The following is a 16,926-nucleotide window of genomic DNA, read 5'->3' as shown; positions in this document are numbered from 1 at the left end:
AAAACTACTAGAAAAACGTCATCCAACACTTTGCTGGATGACGTTTTTCTACTAATTATTCTATCGTTCCTGTGCCCTGTAGTTTGACATCCACAGTGACTTTAAACTCAATATCAGGGTATGCTTGTTGCCATGTAGTAAATGTATCTTCTGTATGCAACCGTGTCGTTCGGTAACGTAAGCCAAAGCCAAAAGGATCCAGATTTTCCTCTTGCATTTTAGTTAGAAAGTGGAAGATTTTTTGTTTCACTTCTTTTGAGGCCAATCGATTATATTCATCCAATTTAGCAATAGATAAATCTTTATTAGCTTCACCTATCGTCCCTTTCATCCCAATGTGCATATCTATCGCATGCGGTGCCGATTTTCCTTTATTCGGTACAAATTGATACGTCATCTTCGTTTGGCTAATATGCAATAATAACTCCAAACCTCCTTCTTTTACCAAATAAGTGAATCCAGTTGAATGTTTCAATAATGAATTAAAGTATTTCGTTTCAGTGGTAGATAAAACAGCTGGGTCTTCCCTTCCGCCCACTACTACAGCATTATTTACTATGAGTTCATCGCCTTTTTCATCTGTTTCAATTAATGGCACAACAGGATTAATACCGTCAGTTAGTATATCTCTGCGCAATTGAAATAAATAAGTCGTCACAACGTATGGACTATCATTCGCTGTCGTTCCAAAAAAGTTGATTAAAGAAACCGATGCCGGTGCTTCAGTATTTGGCTCAACTTTTAAAATCGTTTCGGCAGACGGTCTGGCACCTGCAACATATGCGATTAATTCGATATCACCGCGTCGAATAAAATAATCCATGAACGACTGCATATCATCCCTAAGAAGTTTTTCATGAACAACAACAGTTTTCATATGACCGAGTTCCAATACTTTGTCTACATGTGTCTCCAGCATACGAATCGCTTCGCCTATCGATTGTCCTTCACGTGACAGATACGCAAAACTAGGCTTGGGGGAATCTTTAATTGCGCCAAATGGCAAAGCGACTTTCAATGTCACTTTATATCCATTCTCAATATTTTCGGCAGGATCAATCCCAATCGCAGACACAAATAAGCGTTTATCTATATCTTTGAACGCACAGCCATATTGAAGCAACAGACCACTCATACATAAAACAACCATAAACCATTTACTCACTGAGAGGAATTTCAAGACTTCGCCCTCCTATTCACTACAAGCATAAGAATTATTAGACCAATAAATACTACTGGAATCGTATTAAAGTAATACTTACTGTAAAGAAACAAATCATACTCAGTAACTTTTAGTGTTGTATAGATTGCGATTAACCAAAATACCGTAACTACTATGATAAGACTGGCTTTTTTACGCAACTTCAATTTCACATGTTCTATACCAAAGGCACTCTGAAATAATTTACAAGCAACATGCCAATGAATCGTTATATTTAAAAAGGCAATCGCTAAGAATAGAAGCAAAAATATAAATATTACACGCTCAATTACCCCGAACTTCATTCGAATAGAATCACTGGTCAGAATCCATGGGTACATAATACCTTCCACTTGATCAAATCCTAATACACCTATCGGAATAAAATAAGTCGTAAAAAGTGCAAAAGCGCCCAAAATAAACACAATTAAAGCCTGCTTAATACCAAAAGTCATTTTTTTATTAAGGAATGAATTGAAAATAATGATATCAAAAGCTCCAGCAAATAAATATATCGCAGTAGTAAATACTGTATAGTCAGGTGGGTTATCTATAAAAGTCATCGCAATTCCCACATGATCCCAACTCACCTGTTCAGCAAAGTAAAGTTTTACTATATAATATGCCGCAGCAGGAAATGCCAAAACAAACACCAATTCAAGTGTAAATAATATATTCCGACTTTGCATGATGACTCCAAAAGTGATCACTGGAATGAACATCGCAATCACTAAATAAACAGACATCTCAGGTGTTAAAAATCGTAAAAGAATATCTATGTATGTAATCAGTGTCTGAAGACCCGAAACATACCAAATCACTCCTAGGATAAACAATGCCGGAATAGTAATCCACTTCGATAGATATAAAGATAAAATTTGCGGTAAGCTTTTCCCCGGAAACGCTTTGAAAGAAGTGATCAATGCCCAGTTCATAAATACGCCGAAAAATAACGCAATGATCATTGTGACAATTGCTCCATCTTCACTTTTAGCGAAAAAGATTCTTGGGCTAGCCGCAATGAGGTTGGCAGTCATATTAGATATAAGTAAAAAATAAACAAAGCGGCTCATGAATCATCCACCTTCAATTCTTCCTGTCTATTTTTCCAAAACATCCGTAAATATGGCTCGCCGAAACTGTCTTTGTTCACCAAATACAGCAACAAACCCAGCATTCCGAGTATCATTCCTGCTAGACCAAATACCGTCGTATATAACAATAGTAAAAAACGACAAACCCGGACAGCGTAATTCATTTCACTTATTGGGATAACAAAGGTGGAAATCGCTACAAGGGAGACGACAATGACCATGATGTTTGATGTCAATGCAGCCTCTACTGCTGCAGTACCAAGTATCAACCCTCCAACTGTTGTAGCCGTCGCGCTAATACTATTTGGCAACCGCATACTAGCTTCCGTCAGTAGTTCAATAAATATCAACATGAAAAACACTTCAATAAACGAGGGATACGGAACGCCAATCCTGCTCGCTGCCACCGTCAGAGCAAGCTCTGTTCTGAGGACTTCCGGTGTATAGGAAGTAACGCCAACATATATAGATGGCAACATAATACATGTAAACAATCCTGCATATCTAAGAAATCGTATTAACGATACTACCCAAAATGAGTAATACGCATCTTCCATCGAAAGCATAAAATCAAAGAACGTTGTAGGTGCAATAATTGCATGAGGGCTTCCATCTACTAATATAATGACTTTTCCAACCGCCATATTATGGAGTATACGATCTGGGCGCTCAGTCAGAAGACTGGTTGGAAACAAGCTGTATTTTTTATTATTCAAGTAATACTGTAAGTCTCCGCTTGCCTGAACCAGCTCTACATCCAACGTTAGAATACGCTTTCTAATTTTCTTCAATAGCTGAAGATTTACTCTTTCGCCATCGTAAATTAAAGCAATATTACGATTCGAAGCATCATCCAATTGCATCGGTTCAATAATCAAGGAAGGCTTATGATAGCGTTGGCGCATTAGATTAATATTCGTCTCAATACTCTCACTGAGTCCAAGTTGGGGACCGTGCACTGTAGGCTCCATAATAGCTTCTTGCACTGCATTGGCGGCTACTATTTTTAACTCAAGTAACGTGATTTGCTTGTTGATCATGACAAAGACATTACCCTTCGTTATTTCTATAAGAACCTCTTCATCTCCAGTTGGCATCTTGGTTTCATAAGGTAATGATTGTATATACTCTGCAAAATTCTGTTCGGCTGACATCTCATAGAAAGGTTTCACCACAATTTCTTGTAGTTGCATCATATCTACTACACTTTTCAAATACAAAAGGTGCACTACTCGACCTCTACTTTTCAAAGTTTTTTTCACTATATCTGCAGTTGGTTCTAGTCGTGTAGCCAAACGTGTAAAGTATGCAGGTGGTTCTATATGACGTGTTGCTTCATCCATACTCATCACTTCTTTCTCATCAAACAAGTTATTTATTAGTTTGTCCAATCATTGGAAGTTTAATCATTAGAGGGATGAATTACTCTTCTTCATTTAAATCTTCAAATAGTGTTTTGTGCAACCAAATATAGGTTATGATATATAGAGGACTACATTTTTCAAGCAATGGGAGGAGGAATCGCTATGAACTTAGCCGCAATTGGGGTACCTGGCTTAATTATTATTTTAGTGATTATTTTAATTTTGTTCGGCCCTCGTAAATTACCCGAAATTGGTTCGGCAGTAGGAAAGACATTGTCTGAATTCAAGAAATCGGCAAAAGACATTATGGATGACGATGATGATGAGCCCAAGAAAACAGAAGTACAAAAAGTAGAAACGAAAGAACAAGTAAAATAAAATCTATACAAAAAATCCAATCGCGTATGTGATTGGATTTTTTGTATTAGCATTGCAGATGAGATTACAAAGATGAAATTCTTAAGAAAATACTCATTGTATCTTAAACATCTTGAATTTCAATTGAACAATTTCTGTTATCACCTGTTAAAGCTAATGTCGTTATGCACAGAATCTACTAACTCCCAAAATTGAGATGCAGCTTTGGAAACCCGCTCACCCTTTGTTTTGATCATGACCGGTTCAACACGAAAATCAAATTTCTGTAATTCATAGATCTTTAATTGATCCATCGGCACCGCATAAGCTACACGTGGAATAATAGAAAGTGAAGAGATCGTTGAACCTGTTCAGCAATAATTTTTATAAACAAAAGGAGATGTTGAATACCGTACTAATACGGGCTCAACATCTCCTTTTCCTACCAATAGAAGTAATCTAATTAGCATTCAAATATTATGATGAATACTTACTGTTAGCTCAATAACTCTACATGGCTAATTTAGTTCTTATACAACAATTTAAACGTCTCACAAACTACAGGCAATTCATGATAAAAGTCTTGATTTACGTCCTTTAATTCATTTGTAAAAAACTCTTCATGAACCTTTTTCCAATAATGCAATGAGCGATCCCCTTCCCCTTCTAAATACGCATGTTCTTCTGTCACTTCATTGAAAGGCATTACTTCTACTGACATATTCTTGACGATTGCTACCGCTATTCCATTGCCGTCCAAAATAATATTGTGAAGACCTACCGCTGGTAACGGTTCATCTTCTAATTCGTAGAGTGTGTAGTTAGAAGATGTAGCAGTTTTAGTTCCTTCCACTACCAACTTTGCAAGTTCATCCGCCATTTGTTTTGAATTACCGAAAGACCATGCTTCGTACTGTGCAGGCGCGTCCGGATGAACTCTCTTAAATTCTTCCCATATTCGTTCAATCGACTCGTTACTCACATATTCTTTCCACGCAGTTATTCCGCCTTCCAATACTGTAACATCGTAGTCTTTACTTGAAAGAATGGTTGCACATTTAGTTGCAGAATTTCCTGTTGTACACGTAATAATCATCTCTCTATTTTTCGTCAACTGTGGGATCACTTTTTCCACTTCATTTTCTAACGCAAAGATTTCTGTTTTCGGCACGTTTAAATCTTCTACCGTGTTTGCTTCGATATGGAATTGATTATATTTATCCTCAGCACGTACATCTAGGAGTACAAGTTCTTGTTCGGCTTTTATTTTGCTGAATAATTCCTCCGCAGTAATCGTTTTAACCATAATTGGATACATCCCCTTACTTTCTCTATATTCTTTCCTATTATAGCTTTAACTAACTATTTTCTGATACATTTTGTGTGTTTAATATGGTTGAATATATTTTTGAACAATAAAAAGATAGGTATCCTCCAAGAAAACGAATTAGAGAACGTCCTATCTATTAGTAGTATGGATCATAGTATTGGAAGTTATACATCCTTTTATAAAAATACTCAGTCAAACGAAGTTGACTGAGTATTTTTATGCATTCACTTGTACTGGGTCATGCCATGGGTAATTATTCGTTAACACAGTTGCCAATTCCTTACTCTGTTGTTTTCGCATTTTACGTATTTCTGCGCGTTGTGGTGCAGTTTCATGTAAATATATTTCCTCTTCCGTTACAGGAATAACACGTGGGACAGTTAAAGGCTTTTTGTTCTCATCCAATGCAACAAATGTCAATAATGAAGTTGCTGCTATTTTACAACTACCCGTTGCTAAATCTTCTGCAATAACTTTTACGAAAATCTCCATGGAAGATTTTCCAGTCCACGTCACGTATGACTCAAAGCAGACTGAATCAGAAGGACGTATTGGATACAGGAAGTCGACGGAATCCATAGATGCCGTAACACAATCTGCTCTACTGTGTCGGGCTGCGGAAATCGATGCGATTTGATCTATATCGCTCATTAAACGTCCGCCAAACAACGTATTATGGTTGTTGACGTCATTAGGAAATACCCTGCTCGTTCGTACGACCCTTGAATCCCGACACTGCTTTTCTAGTTTCATTGTAAACACGGCCTCCTCTAAGAAGTGAACCAAATTACTTTATAAGTAATTTGAAAAATTAAAATATTCTCCATTTGTATATCATCTAAATATACTCTTCGTTCACACAACTGTCAAGAATGATTTTCATTTTACATAGTTCGACTTAGTGTTTACAGTTTTGTTGAAGTAATGGAATGTCTCTCTCCTCTAGTAAACCGACTTGAAGTAAACCTTTCATTATTCCATCCTCTGAACAAGAAGCGGTAACAAAATCCGCTATTTCTTTCAATTCCGGTATTCCATTATCCATTACTATTCCAGTGCCTACTGCCTCGATCATTTGCATATCATTTGCACCGTCTCCAAATGCATAGCTATTTTCAGTAGGAATATCCAGATGTTCTAATATCTTTTGAATACCGATTGCCTTGGAAGCCCCTTCAGGCAACATATCCACAGAACTTTCATCCCATCTGACAAAGGAGTAACCTTTAAATAATTCCATATATTCTTCCGTTTCTTTTGGCGTAGAGTATATCTGAACCTGATTCACGTCAGAATGGGAATATACTTCCGGATCGACGACAGGATAAGGTATTCTTAATCGCGCTGTTCCTTCTTGTACAAGAGGATGTGCTTCAGCGTTCGTGACAAACGACTCGAACGTGGAGTACGTTAATCCATGACCATTTTTATGAGCAAGTTCGGTAAGTTGCTGAATAACTTCAGGTTTCATAGGATTCGAATAGATTACTTTTCCTTCCCAAACTACATGCTGTCCATTCATGGATACGTAGGAATCAAATTCTAGTTCCTCTAGCAACGATTTGAACATCAGTGGCGCTCTGCCAGTACATATTACAGTGTAGATCCCCTTCTTACGCAATGCCGTAAGTGATTGTTTAGTTGAATCTAAAATCGTTTTATCATGATTCATTAAAGTACCGTCTAAATCAAAGAACACAACTTTTTTATCAGAATTCATTTTCATGCCCCTTTCGCATCTCATTATCTAACATGTAGTTTACCAATTACCTATCAGATATGCTGTGAAGTTGCCTATTATTAATGTTAGAAGTAATAAAATAATGAAATTAAGTTTGATATTTTCGTAAAATCACGTTATTCTTTTTAAAGAACATCTAATTACTAAAGTGGAGGTCTATTTCATGAATTTCATAGAAGAACGTGTAAGCGGTAAGAATGTAATTGATTATTTGCAATATCCTATATTTACCACCCTTGATGAAGAACGCCAACATAATAAACAGCGATTAGCAGGTGCGTTCCGACTATTTAACCGTTTTGGTTTTACAGAAGGTGTCGCTGGTCACGCAACGTATCGCGATCCAGAATTCAAGGATCATATGTGGGTGAATCCGTACGGGATACCATTTGGCAAGATCAAAGCATCCGATCTTGTCTTAGTAAATCCAGACGGTGAAGTCGTAGAAGGTAAATACTCTCTTCATAAATCGGCTCTAGTGATCCACTCTGCGATTCATGAAGCTAGAGAAGATATCACAGCTTCAGTTCACTTACATCCTGTGTACGGAAAGACTTGGGCATCTACAGGTAGATTGATCGATCCATTAACACAAGATGCTTGTGCATTTTACAATGATCACTCTGTATTGGATGAGTTTTCTGGTGTAGTGTATGAAGATAATGAAGGAGTAAAAGTTGCAAACGCATTAGCGAATAACAAGGCAATGTTCCTTAAAAATCACGGTCCCTTAACTGTTGGTCAGACTGTTGATGCTGCTGCATTTTGGTTTATTACGCTTGAGCGTTCTTGCCAAGTTCAATTACTTGCGGAGGCCGCAGGTATTGTCAATCCGATTCCTGCAGAGTTTGCTGTTAACACCGCCAAGCAAGTAGGAAGAGATATCGATGGTTGGGAAAACTTCCAGCCGCTATGGGAAATGATTGTAAGTGAGGAACCGGACCTATTGGATTAATCTATCTTCATCATTTGTCATCCGTCATAAAAAGGGGGTCATCCTATGTATTCCAAACAATTCATTCGTGGAATGCGCTTGAAGCGGGACATGGTTCCTTCTTTTGAACACTATCCCTTTCATTTACCTAGTATCAATACACTCACTGAGTTAGATTTTCATCCTAATGTGACGTTTTTCGTTGGAGAGAATGGGATGGGGAAGTCTACATTACTTGAAGCAATCGCAGGTTCCTTTGGTTTTAATCCAGAAGGCGGTTCGCTGAACTTCAATTTTTCTACTTACGATTCACATTCCATCTTAGATGAATATATCACACTCATAAAAGGTGTCGCCCGACCGAAAGATGGATTTTTTCTGCGTGCAGAAACTTTCTACAACTTGGCGACGACGATTGAAGAGCTGGATCATGCACCTGGTACGAGTCCTCGGATTATAGATGGCTTTGGAGGGACATCATTACACGAACAGTCTCATGGCGAATCTTTTTGGGCGACTTTCATTCATCGCTTTAGAGGTAACGGCATCTACTTACTAGATGAACCTGAAGCTGCCTTATCACCTATGCGTCAACTTTCCATGCTAAGCAGGATTCACGACCTTGTGGGTGAAGAATCACAGTTCATGATCGCAACACATTCGCCCCTTCTATTATCTTATCCAGGTGCAAAAATTATCGAATTTACAGATGAAGGTGCACATGAAACGACACTTGAAGAGACAAGCCACTATCAAATTATGAAGCAGTTTTTTGACGACAAAGATCGAATGCTACATTATTTGCTAAAATGAATATATATCACCAAAAAGCGATTATTCCCTCGGAAATAATCGCTTTTTGACATTACTTATTTTCTTTTTCTACTTGCTCTCTTGCATCTTTTTTAATTTCTTCTACTTGTTTTTCGGCTTTTTTTGCCGCCTCATTGGCTAGTTTCGCGGAACTTTTTTCATTATCATTTCCAGGTGTATCTGCATAACTTTTCGTCATTTTCCACACTCCTGTCTAATTGAATGACTATATTATTCCCCAAACACGCAAAATAAAACGCGTTTTTTAAATTTCTTGTTTTTTCATGCTACAATAAGGGTACTACCTAAGAAAGGTGGACTACTTGTGCCTAAAAAATTGTCTATCTACTTACTAATGCTGGTCATTGGTTTTACATTTCTATTTTTAGCGATTTTTCTGAATTTACCCGAGAAATTAAAATGGTTGTTTTTAGCGGTTGCTGTCATATTAAATGTGACGAGTGCTGTAGCTGCTATGAGAATGGGCTTAAGAGAAATGAAACCTGATAAGAGATAAAATTGATTGTTGCAGAAAGAGGAGCTGCCTATGAAGCGTTCTGCTAGTTACCGTATTACACGCATTGTATGGATGGCAATCGTATTTTTCACTCAAATAATAATATTTCAAAGACGCCATCGAGGTAATTTTACACCTACCGTTACCGATCAGTGGAATACGCTTGTTACAAAACAAGCAAAAGTCTACAAAAAAACGGCACTTGAATTAGGTGGGTTACTTGTCAAACTAGGGCAGTTCCTTTCTACACGTGCAGACATCATGCCCGCATCATTCATTGCAGAATTAGAAGGTCTTACTGATCAGGTTACACCGGTTCCTTCTGATAAGGCATTACAATTGCTAGACGATGAATGGGGAAATCCTCACAGCGAATATCTAAAGGATATTACATCAAAGCCTGTAGCATCTGCATCTATTGGCGAAGTTTACAGAGCAGTTTTACATAATGGTTCAGAAGTCGCCATAAAAATTCAACGTCCCGATATCGAGCGTATTTTACGTGCAGATTTTAAGGCCGTACGAATTGTCATTTGGCTGGCTAAGAAGGTATCTTCCGTAGGCAAACAAATCGATTTAGATTTATTGTATCAAGAAATGACAGATGTGATTGGCGCAGAACTAAACTTTGTTGAAGAAATGAAGAACGGACGAGGTTTCGCTGAACGATTTCCCGACATGGCAGGGGTCAAGTTCCCAGTTTATTATGATGAATATACAACTAAAAAGGTTCTTGTAATGGAGTGGATAGAAGGCTCCAAAATAACTGACATTCCTTTTTTAGAAAAACATCATATCGATCGTAAAAAGTTATCTGATCGCTTGTTTCGATTGTTCTTGGAACAAATTCTTGAAGGTGGCCAATTCCATGCTGATCCACATGGCGGCAATATACTCATACGTTCAGATGGCACGCTTGTATTGATCGATTTCGGCATGGTCGTCAATATTACACAGGAAAATGCAGATGCAATGTTCGTAGTCACAGAAGGTGTCATTTTCAAGCAATACGACAGAGTTATCGATGGCTTGGAGACGATGAACTTCTTACTACCTAACGCGGATCGAAAAGTGCTGGCCAACGCCATCGAGAAAGTCGTGAAAGCATACGAATCAAATGATTTATATGATATGAATGGGCTCGTTGTGGAGAATCTTCTTCGGGATCTGCAAGTGATTGTCCGAACACAACCTGTACAAATGCCAGCTAACTTCGCTTTTCTTGGTCGCGCAGTATCCGTATTTGTTGGTGTTCTCTATATACTAGATCCCACAATCGATTTACTCGCTATCACTAAACCGCGTTTAGTAGAATGGGCTAAGCAGAAGAGTAAAGATAAAAATCCGTTTACTAACCCTAAAGAGTTTCAGCGCTCGTTATTAAACGGTGTAGGGCAGATTCGAAGTTTTGGACCAAGAATTTCTTCGTTTTTGGAGCAACCTGCAGCAATCTATAGCTATATGAAACAACGCGATATAGACCATCGCAAATTCCAAATAAAGATGCAGAACCGTTTATTCGCAGGTATTGTAGCAGTGGGCTCTTTCGGTACTCTTGCATATAGTTTACTTGACGATTATTCTACATTAGCAATAGGCTCAAGTATTGTTCTAGTGATTTCTTTCTGGCGATATCGTCGGCTAGAAAATTAAAAAACTCAGAGTTTATAATAAACCCTGAGTTTTTATTATGCATTTATTCGTTTTTGTACATAAGCTTTTAAACCTTCCGCTGAATAGACATCACGTTTAGGTATAATATATGCGCTAACAGTACTAGTGTAAATATAAAAGTACTCAGCATCTTCAATCAGATCCTTTACACCAATCCACTGTACATTCGTTTCACCAACTACTGTTTTATCGTGTATACCCGCCTTGTTCATGTTCATTGTATGCTTCCCAACAAGACCTTCATTTTTTCCAGCTTTCAGCATCTTACCAACTTGTCGCGTGATGTGGAAATAGAAATACTTTGGATATAAAATCACCCATATAATAGCGGTCAAACCAAACGTTGCAAACAGCGGGCCTCTTGGCATGTCTGTAAAAACAGACAAAAAGTAAGCAAACAATAAAAATATGAGTGGGGATATATATCGTTGCCACTGTAGTGAGTTTTTTCCTACCTTAGAATTTTTCACATGGTATAAATTAAATGCAACAACATCTTCCTCGGTCAATTCATACTCAATCTCCATCTGTTCCTCCTGCTAAGTGTGCCGTATCATTCAACAATACACAACTTTTCTTTTCTACATCTAACACTGTTAAGGAAGTGTTATCGATCTTTACAGCATAATTTTCATCTTCCATTAGTGCAACAACTATTCGTTTAATAAAACTTCCATGACTGACGAAGAGTAGACGCTGATTAGGATACTTTTGAACCTGTTCATTCACAAATTCAAGACCTCTAGCCACTACACTCTCTCCAGTCTCAAACTGTAAATCCAATTCCTTCCACAGTGGTCCCCACTTCTGCTGGCGTTCTTGTTCCGTCGTGCCTTCAATCATTCCACCACTTCGCTCACGCAGACGTTGATCTTCTATAACTTCTATCCCGGACTGCTCTGCAAGTAGATCCGCTGTTTGCTTAGCGCGAGTCATCGGGCTCGTGAAAATGATATCCCAATCTTCATCTGCCAAGCGTGATGCTAACATCTTCGCAGCCTCTATCCCCTCTTCGTCCAAAGGAATATTCGAACTCCCTTGTGCGCGGCCTTCTTTATTCCAAGCAGTCACACCGTGTCGAACAAAACCTACGATGGTCAATGAAATCCCTCCTAAATATTAGGTCTGAAAGCTGGTGTTCTTTTTATCCATAGATAATTAAGTGCTACTCCAAGCATTAATACAAATGCACCGAAATAGAAAGGATAATCCACATCGACATCGAACAACGCTCCACCTATAATGGGTCCAAACACATTTCCAATACTAGTGAACATCGAGTTCATACCGCCAACAAATCCTTGTTCATTGCCAGCAACTTTAGATAAATAAGAAGTTGCTGCAGGCCGTATTAAATCAAATCCTACAAAGATGATCATCGTAACGGCCAATACAGCAAAATAACTCTGTACGAACGTCGCGAGGAAGACTAAAATCGAAGAAAATATCAGACAAAAGAAAATCAAACGTTTCTCCCCTATTGTCCTGGCAAGCTTATCGAATAATAGTACTTGCGCAACAGCCCCAACTAGACCGCTCCCTGTAATGATGATCGCAATATCTTTTGGTGTAAATCCAAATTTATGATCCACAAACAAACTAAAAATCGATTCAAATGATGCGAGACCAAAAGAAAGTATTAAAATAATGATAAAAACGATGAAATAATGACGGGCAAAAATCCTCTTTAATCCAGGCTTAGTTACATCCTCTGCCACTGCTTCTTGATATCGTTCAGGTTCACGCAAAGCGATAAAAGAAAAAATTGCTGCGACCAAGGCGAGTCCACCTGCAAAGAAGAAAGGAACCCGCGTACCATATCCAGCTAAAAACCCACCAATACCCGGCCCTAATATAAAGCCTGTGGAAATCGCGGCAGACATAAAACCGAGCGCTTTAGAGCGCGTTTCCATCGTCGTAATATCCGCAATAAACGCTGTAACGGCTGGCATAATGAAAGCCGCACTGATTCCACCCAAAATTCGGGAAGCAAACAGCACTGGCAATGTTTGTCCTACTCCAAATAAAAACTCTGATGAACTAAAAATGATCAAGCCAATGACAATCATCTTTTTTCGACCAAATGTATCGACCCATCTCCCTGATAAAGGAGAAACTAGCAACTGCGCCATGGCAAAGACTGCCACCATATAGCCCACCACTGTACCTGTTATATGTAATTCATTCATTAATCTAGGCATGACAGGAATGACTAATCCAATTCCTAAAAAGGCGATCAGTAAATTCGTCAACAATAGCCCTAATGTGATAGATTCCTTTTTCATTTACTCTCTCCTACGTTCATTCTATGTTGATATTGGAACATCATAGCAAGCGTGGAATGAAGTTACAAGAAGAAAAGATTCGATCTTTTATTGATTTCACCACTTTAATTGCAAAAACTGTCGAATGAGATGTTGACGTGCACTTGCCTGTAGTGGCCAGCTTTCAATTTCGGTCAAAACTTGATCTCGTGTGCTAAATCCTTTGACGAAACCATTCAATCTAGCAGCAAATGTTGAACCCTTTAACGACTCTTCAGAAGTATATAGAGGATGTAACTGCTCCAAAACATTTGGGTAGCGCTTCAAATAGTATTTCTGATGACGTGCTTCAGCTAGTGTGAATTGTTCTAATCGCGTGATTTCCGTTTCAATCTGCTCCCCAAGCTCCTTCTCCATCTCATTTTTTACTTGAATGATTATCTGTTCTTGTTGATCATTATGGTAACGCAATGAAGAGACGTATTGTTGTCCTTTATATTGATCTCGATTAGGATAGTGATTACGCCAAAAATGAAGTAGTATTTCTTCGTATGAAATAATTTTCGGATCGTAATCGATTTCAACGGTTTCAGTATGATCTCCGATTGTCTTGTAAGTGGGGGCAACCGTAGTACCGCCTGCATAACCCACCCTTGTCCTTATTACACCCTGTAAGCTACCGAAGCGAGCTTCAGGACCCCAAAAACAGCCCATTCCAAATGTTGCGGTTTCCATTTCCCTGTTCTGTATTAGTTCTTTGTCCATTTCACTGATAGTTAGCAAGTCGAACCACTCCCTCGTATTAATCTCACTATAATGAAAATATAAATATAAAAAAGAGTCCATTTAGAGGTGGACTCTGTAAGAAATGCATCAAGATTTCCTGTGCTTTTTCCAATCATCTTCAAGCATACTATATACAATTAAGTCATGATAATGATCATACAAGTACTCGCCATCACGAATGATTCCTTCCTTCTTAAGCCCTAATCGTTCAGGAATCGCTCGACTTCTTTTATTTTCCATACCACAGCGAATTTCTACGCGATGTACATTGTATTCGTCAAAAGCATAGTCAAGCAGTGAGGAGACCACGGCATGCATAATACCTTTTCCTTGATATGCCTCTGCTAGCCAAAAACCAATACTTGTTTGCTTATTTACATAGTTTACTGAATGAAATCCTGCGAAGCCAGCTAGGTTGCCTTTATACAGAATCCCCGCTTGAAATCCATCTTCTTCAGCAAACTGCTGTAACCAAGCTTCAATAATAGGACCGTACTGATCCGCATCAGTCATGGAATCCACCCACGGCAACCACTCCCGCAAATGTTCTCTTGACTCATCAACCAAGGCAAATAAAACTTCTGCGTCTTTCTGTCCTACAAGTTTTAATGAAATATCCTCTGATACTTGATGCACGAACATATCCTAACCCCTTTCACTGGCAGTTACTTTATCCCGTTCCCATCTCTTATATACCTACTTTAAGTCTGCCAGAAAAGAAAGTCAACTTAGGTATTTGTAATAATGAGAGAATGAAAGGTCCATCCTGATTAAATATTTTTACCCACTTTTAGTATTCCCTAGCAATGCATTATTCATCGCGGATATCTAACCCCAACATTGAGGCGAATTGAATTGCTTGCAAAGAAGATACAATACAACCTTCTAATTCTTTTAATGATACAGTCATACTTTCGAATTCTGAAGTCTTAATCTCCACACCTTTCAATGGGGTTTCATCAAAACTAGCAGAATCCAGATTGCTTTCTATAAAGTAGGTATGTTTCAGTTTACAATCAAAGAAATCTGCATCTTTAACGAGACATTTGTCGAACCAGACCCTTTCCCATTTTGCATGAACAAACGCAGAAAGATTGCATATACATTCCTCAAACAAGACATCTGTGAATCGAGAATTTGTAAAGTTCACGCCTAGCATTTTGCAATTATGAAAGCTTACTCGATGAATGCTTATACCGGTCAAGTCCGCATTAGAAAAATCACAGTTTTCAAACCGAACATCTGTAACAAAAAGTTCAGGTAGAGAGGCTCCTTGAAAACTTGAATTCTTAATAAGCATGCTAGTTAATTGAACACGCTCAATTTCTTGTCCATCTAGTCTTTCATCGACTATACATGCATTCTGCAAAAAGGGATCTTCATCATGTCGTACATCCTGTAGCTGTACGGATAGTAAGTGATCAGGAATTTTAGGTTGATTGCGCTTCATTTTATTTTCTCCTTTTCTTCAGGCTTTCCCAAAAGTATTATGGCCTAGTAAATGGTACTATATTAAAAAGAGGTGACGATAATGGAAATTAATGATCAAGTACGTAAAGAACTATTAGCGCAAGTAGAAAAGTTATCAGATGAAGAGATCAATAAAAAGCCTTCTGAAAACGAATGGTCTGTCAAACAACTTTTGCAACATCTGTATTTGATGGAAGGTGGAGTCACTAAAACCATTCAAAAACAGCTCGCTTCCGATGAGCAGAATATCACAACAGACAAGCCGATTCAGCTTACAGTAGATCGATCAACCAAAGTAGAAGCACCTAACTTCGCTACACCGACAGATGACTATTCTACGCTAGATGAGTTAAAATCTAAGCTTTCTGCTACTCATACCGCTTTGCGTGAAGTTGCCGATAGTGCAACAGAAGATCAATTAGCAGTGAAATCTTATCCACACCCTGTTTTTGGTGAAATGAGCCTTACACAGTGGATTCCATTTGTCGGTTATCACGAGTTGCGTCATATTGAACAAATTAAAGAAGTTAAAAATCAAATCGGTATCTGATAAAGACCCCCACTACGTATCATCAGTATAGTGGGGGTCATTTTATTTTCTATCGATATAAAAAATTGCTTGCTGAATACTTGAATATGTTTTCAACTCTTGATTCGGATCTTTAGCTGCCACCAACTTACGCGCTAGATCTGGAGAGACTCCCGTGACATATAAACTGCTGCCCATAAGCTCCAGAACTTGTTGTATTTCCAAAAGACGCTCTATAGAAGTTTCTTCATGCCAATAGAGACCCGTAATATCAACCATTACATGATCCACTGCTTGAGTGTGGACAAAACCACTTAACTTCTCGATTAGCAAATCAAATCGTTCTTCATTCATCTGACCGATCAACGAAACAGCTGCCAAATTATCGTAAATCATCATAATAGGAAGCATAAGCTGTTCAATCTCATGATCTTTGCTGTGAAGCTCTTCTATTTGTTTGTATTGTACAGAAACGTCTGTCTGTGTTCCAATAAAGAAATTCTTTCCTTCAATAGTGATAGGACGGATGCTTAAGCGATTCCAAAATAGACTACCATCCTTTTTATAGTTTTTTATCACAACTGTAAGAGGATTTCTTTCTGCTACCGCCCTTCTAATTTTCATCACAGTAGACGGATCCGTATCCTCTCCTTGTAGAAATCTGCAATTTCGCCCCAATACCTCATCTTCGGTATAGCCCGTCATAGTTTCGAACGTTTTATTCACAAAAATTATAGGATTGTCGTCTTGTGATGCATCTGTCACGATTGCTGAAACTCTACTTCCGTTAATTAACGCTTCCATTAACTGTTTTTGTATCGTGTCTGCTAAATTCTTTATTTTTCACACATC

Annotated in this window: 20 protein-coding genes; 6 read left to right on the top strand and 14 right to left on the bottom strand. The window is 38.3% G+C overall.

The annotated features are described in order from the left end of the window. Positions 1-55: 55 nt before the first annotated feature. The 3 genes from CSV76_RS10380 to CSV76_RS10370 are packed head-to-tail and all read right to left on the bottom strand — an operon-like array spanning position 56 to position 3,686. Positions 56-1,180, bottom strand: coding sequence for a Ger(x)C family spore germination protein (locus CSV76_RS10380; RefSeq protein WP_099625533.1), 1,125 nt, complete (start codon positions 1,178-1,180; stop codon positions 56-58). Continuing rightward, positions 1,177-2,274, bottom strand: a complete 1,098-nt coding sequence (locus CSV76_RS10375) for a GerAB/ArcD/ProY family transporter (RefSeq protein ID WP_099625532.1) — start codon at positions 2,272-2,274, stop codon at positions 1,177-1,179. Before CSV76_RS10375 ends, CSV76_RS10380 begins: the two co-directional genes overlap by 4 nt. Further along, positions 2,271-3,686: a spore germination protein gene (locus tag CSV76_RS10370; protein ID WP_233204453.1), complete on the bottom strand. Its 1,416-nt coding sequence runs from the start codon at positions 3,684-3,686 to the stop codon at positions 2,271-2,273. Before CSV76_RS10370 ends, CSV76_RS10375 begins: the two co-directional genes overlap by 4 nt. Before the next feature lie 135 nt (positions 3,687-3,821). Between CSV76_RS10370 and tatA the strand changes: the two genes are divergently transcribed. Beyond that, positions 3,822-4,037 carry a twin-arginine translocase TatA/TatE family subunit gene (gene tatA / locus CSV76_RS10365; RefSeq protein WP_085427190.1) on the top strand — a complete coding sequence of 72 codons (216 nt, stop codon included), beginning with the start codon at positions 3,822-3,824 and terminating at the stop codon, positions 4,035-4,037. A gap of 502 nt (positions 4,038-4,539) precedes the next feature. Here the strand turns inward: tatA and CSV76_RS17985 are convergent. From CSV76_RS17985 to CSV76_RS10350, 3 genes are all read right to left on the bottom strand, one after another. Then, the gene (locus tag CSV76_RS17985; protein WP_158232653.1) at positions 4,540-5,322 is read right to left on the bottom strand and encodes an ASCH domain-containing protein; all 783 of its coding nucleotides are present in this window, start codon (positions 5,320-5,322) and stop codon (positions 4,540-4,542) included. Positions 5,323-5,562: 240 nt separating this feature from the next. Then, complete coding sequence (locus tag CSV76_RS10355) at positions 5,563-6,099, bottom strand: acyl-CoA thioesterase (RefSeq protein ID WP_085427192.1); 537 nt, start codon at positions 6,097-6,099, stop codon at positions 5,563-5,565. 145 nt (positions 6,100-6,244) lie between these two features. Continuing rightward, positions 6,245-7,066, bottom strand: coding sequence for a Cof-type HAD-IIB family hydrolase (locus tag CSV76_RS10350; RefSeq protein WP_099625528.1), 822 nt, complete (start codon positions 7,064-7,066; stop codon positions 6,245-6,247). Positions 7,067-7,250: 184 nt separating this feature from the next. Between CSV76_RS10350 and CSV76_RS10345 the strand changes: the two genes are divergently transcribed. Both CSV76_RS10345 and CSV76_RS10340 read left to right on the top strand, forming a co-directional pair. Then, positions 7,251-8,042, top strand: a complete 792-nt coding sequence (locus CSV76_RS10345) for a class II aldolase/adducin family protein (RefSeq protein ID WP_099625527.1) — start codon at positions 7,251-7,253, stop codon at positions 8,040-8,042. A gap of 45 nt (positions 8,043-8,087) precedes the next feature. After that, positions 8,088-8,834, top strand: coding sequence for an AAA family ATPase (locus tag CSV76_RS10340; protein ID WP_099625526.1), 747 nt, complete (start codon positions 8,088-8,090; stop codon positions 8,832-8,834). Between the two features lie 52 nt (positions 8,835-8,886). On the opposite strand, the gene CSV76_RS17305 is transcribed toward CSV76_RS10340, so the two are convergent. Continuing rightward, positions 8,887-9,033: a hypothetical protein gene (locus CSV76_RS17305; protein WP_157129941.1), complete on the bottom strand. Its 147-nt coding sequence runs from the start codon at positions 9,031-9,033 to the stop codon at positions 8,887-8,889. A gap of 138 nt (positions 9,034-9,171) precedes the next feature. Between CSV76_RS17305 and CSV76_RS10335 the strand changes: the two genes are divergently transcribed. Both CSV76_RS10335 and CSV76_RS10330 read left to right on the top strand, forming a co-directional pair. Then, positions 9,172-9,351 (top strand): hypothetical protein, encoded by a 180-nt coding sequence (locus CSV76_RS10335; protein ID WP_158232787.1) that lies wholly within the window; start codon positions 9,172-9,174, stop codon positions 9,349-9,351. 6 nt (positions 9,352-9,357) lie between these two features. Then, entirely contained in the window at positions 9,358-11,004 is a 1,647-nt protein-coding gene (locus CSV76_RS10330; RefSeq protein WP_233204451.1) for an ABC1 kinase family protein, read from the top strand. 35 nt (positions 11,005-11,039) lie between these two features. Here CSV76_RS10330 and CSV76_RS10325 read toward each other — a convergent pair whose 3' ends face one another. The 6 genes from CSV76_RS10325 to CSV76_RS10300 all read right to left on the bottom strand — a co-directional run bounded on the left by CSV76_RS10325 (position 11,040) and on the right by CSV76_RS10300 (position 15,525). Beyond that, entirely contained in the window at positions 11,040-11,552 is a 513-nt protein-coding gene (locus tag CSV76_RS10325) for a YcxB family protein (protein WP_099625523.1), read from the bottom strand. Further along, positions 11,542-12,126 carry a histidine phosphatase family protein gene (locus CSV76_RS10320; protein WP_099625522.1) on the bottom strand — a complete coding sequence of 195 codons (585 nt, stop codon included), beginning with the start codon at positions 12,124-12,126 and terminating at the stop codon, positions 11,542-11,544. The genes CSV76_RS10325 and CSV76_RS10320 overlap by 11 nt, the downstream gene beginning before the upstream one ends. An 11-nt stretch (positions 12,127-12,137) precedes the next feature. Further along, the gene (locus CSV76_RS10315; RefSeq protein WP_085427200.1) at positions 12,138-13,310 is read right to left on the bottom strand and encodes an MFS transporter; all 1,173 of its coding nucleotides are present in this window, start codon (positions 13,308-13,310) and stop codon (positions 12,138-12,140) included. Between the two features lie 96 nt (positions 13,311-13,406). Next, complete coding sequence (msrA, locus tag CSV76_RS10310; RefSeq protein ID WP_233192366.1) at positions 13,407-14,072, bottom strand: peptide-methionine (S)-S-oxide reductase MsrA; 666 nt, start codon at positions 14,070-14,072, stop codon at positions 13,407-13,409. Positions 14,073-14,162: 90 nt separating this feature from the next. After that, positions 14,163-14,717, bottom strand: a complete 555-nt coding sequence (locus tag CSV76_RS10305) for a GNAT family N-acetyltransferase (RefSeq protein ID WP_099625520.1) — start codon at positions 14,715-14,717, stop codon at positions 14,163-14,165. Positions 14,718-14,886: 169 nt separating this feature from the next. Continuing rightward, positions 14,887-15,525, bottom strand: coding sequence for a pentapeptide repeat-containing protein (locus CSV76_RS10300; protein WP_085427202.1), 639 nt, complete (start codon positions 15,523-15,525; stop codon positions 14,887-14,889). Positions 15,526-15,606: 81 nt separating this feature from the next. On the opposite strand from CSV76_RS10300, the gene CSV76_RS10295 reads away from it, so the two are divergent. Then, the gene (locus CSV76_RS10295; RefSeq protein ID WP_099625519.1) at positions 15,607-16,095 is read left to right on the top strand and encodes a DinB family protein; all 489 of its coding nucleotides are present in this window, start codon (positions 15,607-15,609) and stop codon (positions 16,093-16,095) included. Between the two features lie 42 nt (positions 16,096-16,137). Here CSV76_RS10295 and ytvA read toward each other — a convergent pair whose 3' ends face one another. After that, positions 16,138-16,878, bottom strand: coding sequence for a YtvA family blue-light photoreceptor (gene ytvA / locus CSV76_RS10290; protein WP_099625518.1), 741 nt, complete (start codon positions 16,876-16,878; stop codon positions 16,138-16,140). Between the last annotated feature and the right edge of the window lie 48 nt (positions 16,879-16,926).

It is taken from the genome of Sporosarcina sp. P17b (genome assembly GCF_002743115.1).
Lineage (GTDB): Bacteria > Bacillota > Bacilli > Bacillales_A > Planococcaceae > Sporosarcina > Sporosarcina ureae_C.
The sequence above is the reverse complement of the archived record's forward strand: the minus strand, read 5'-3'. Positions and strand labels throughout refer to the sequence as shown.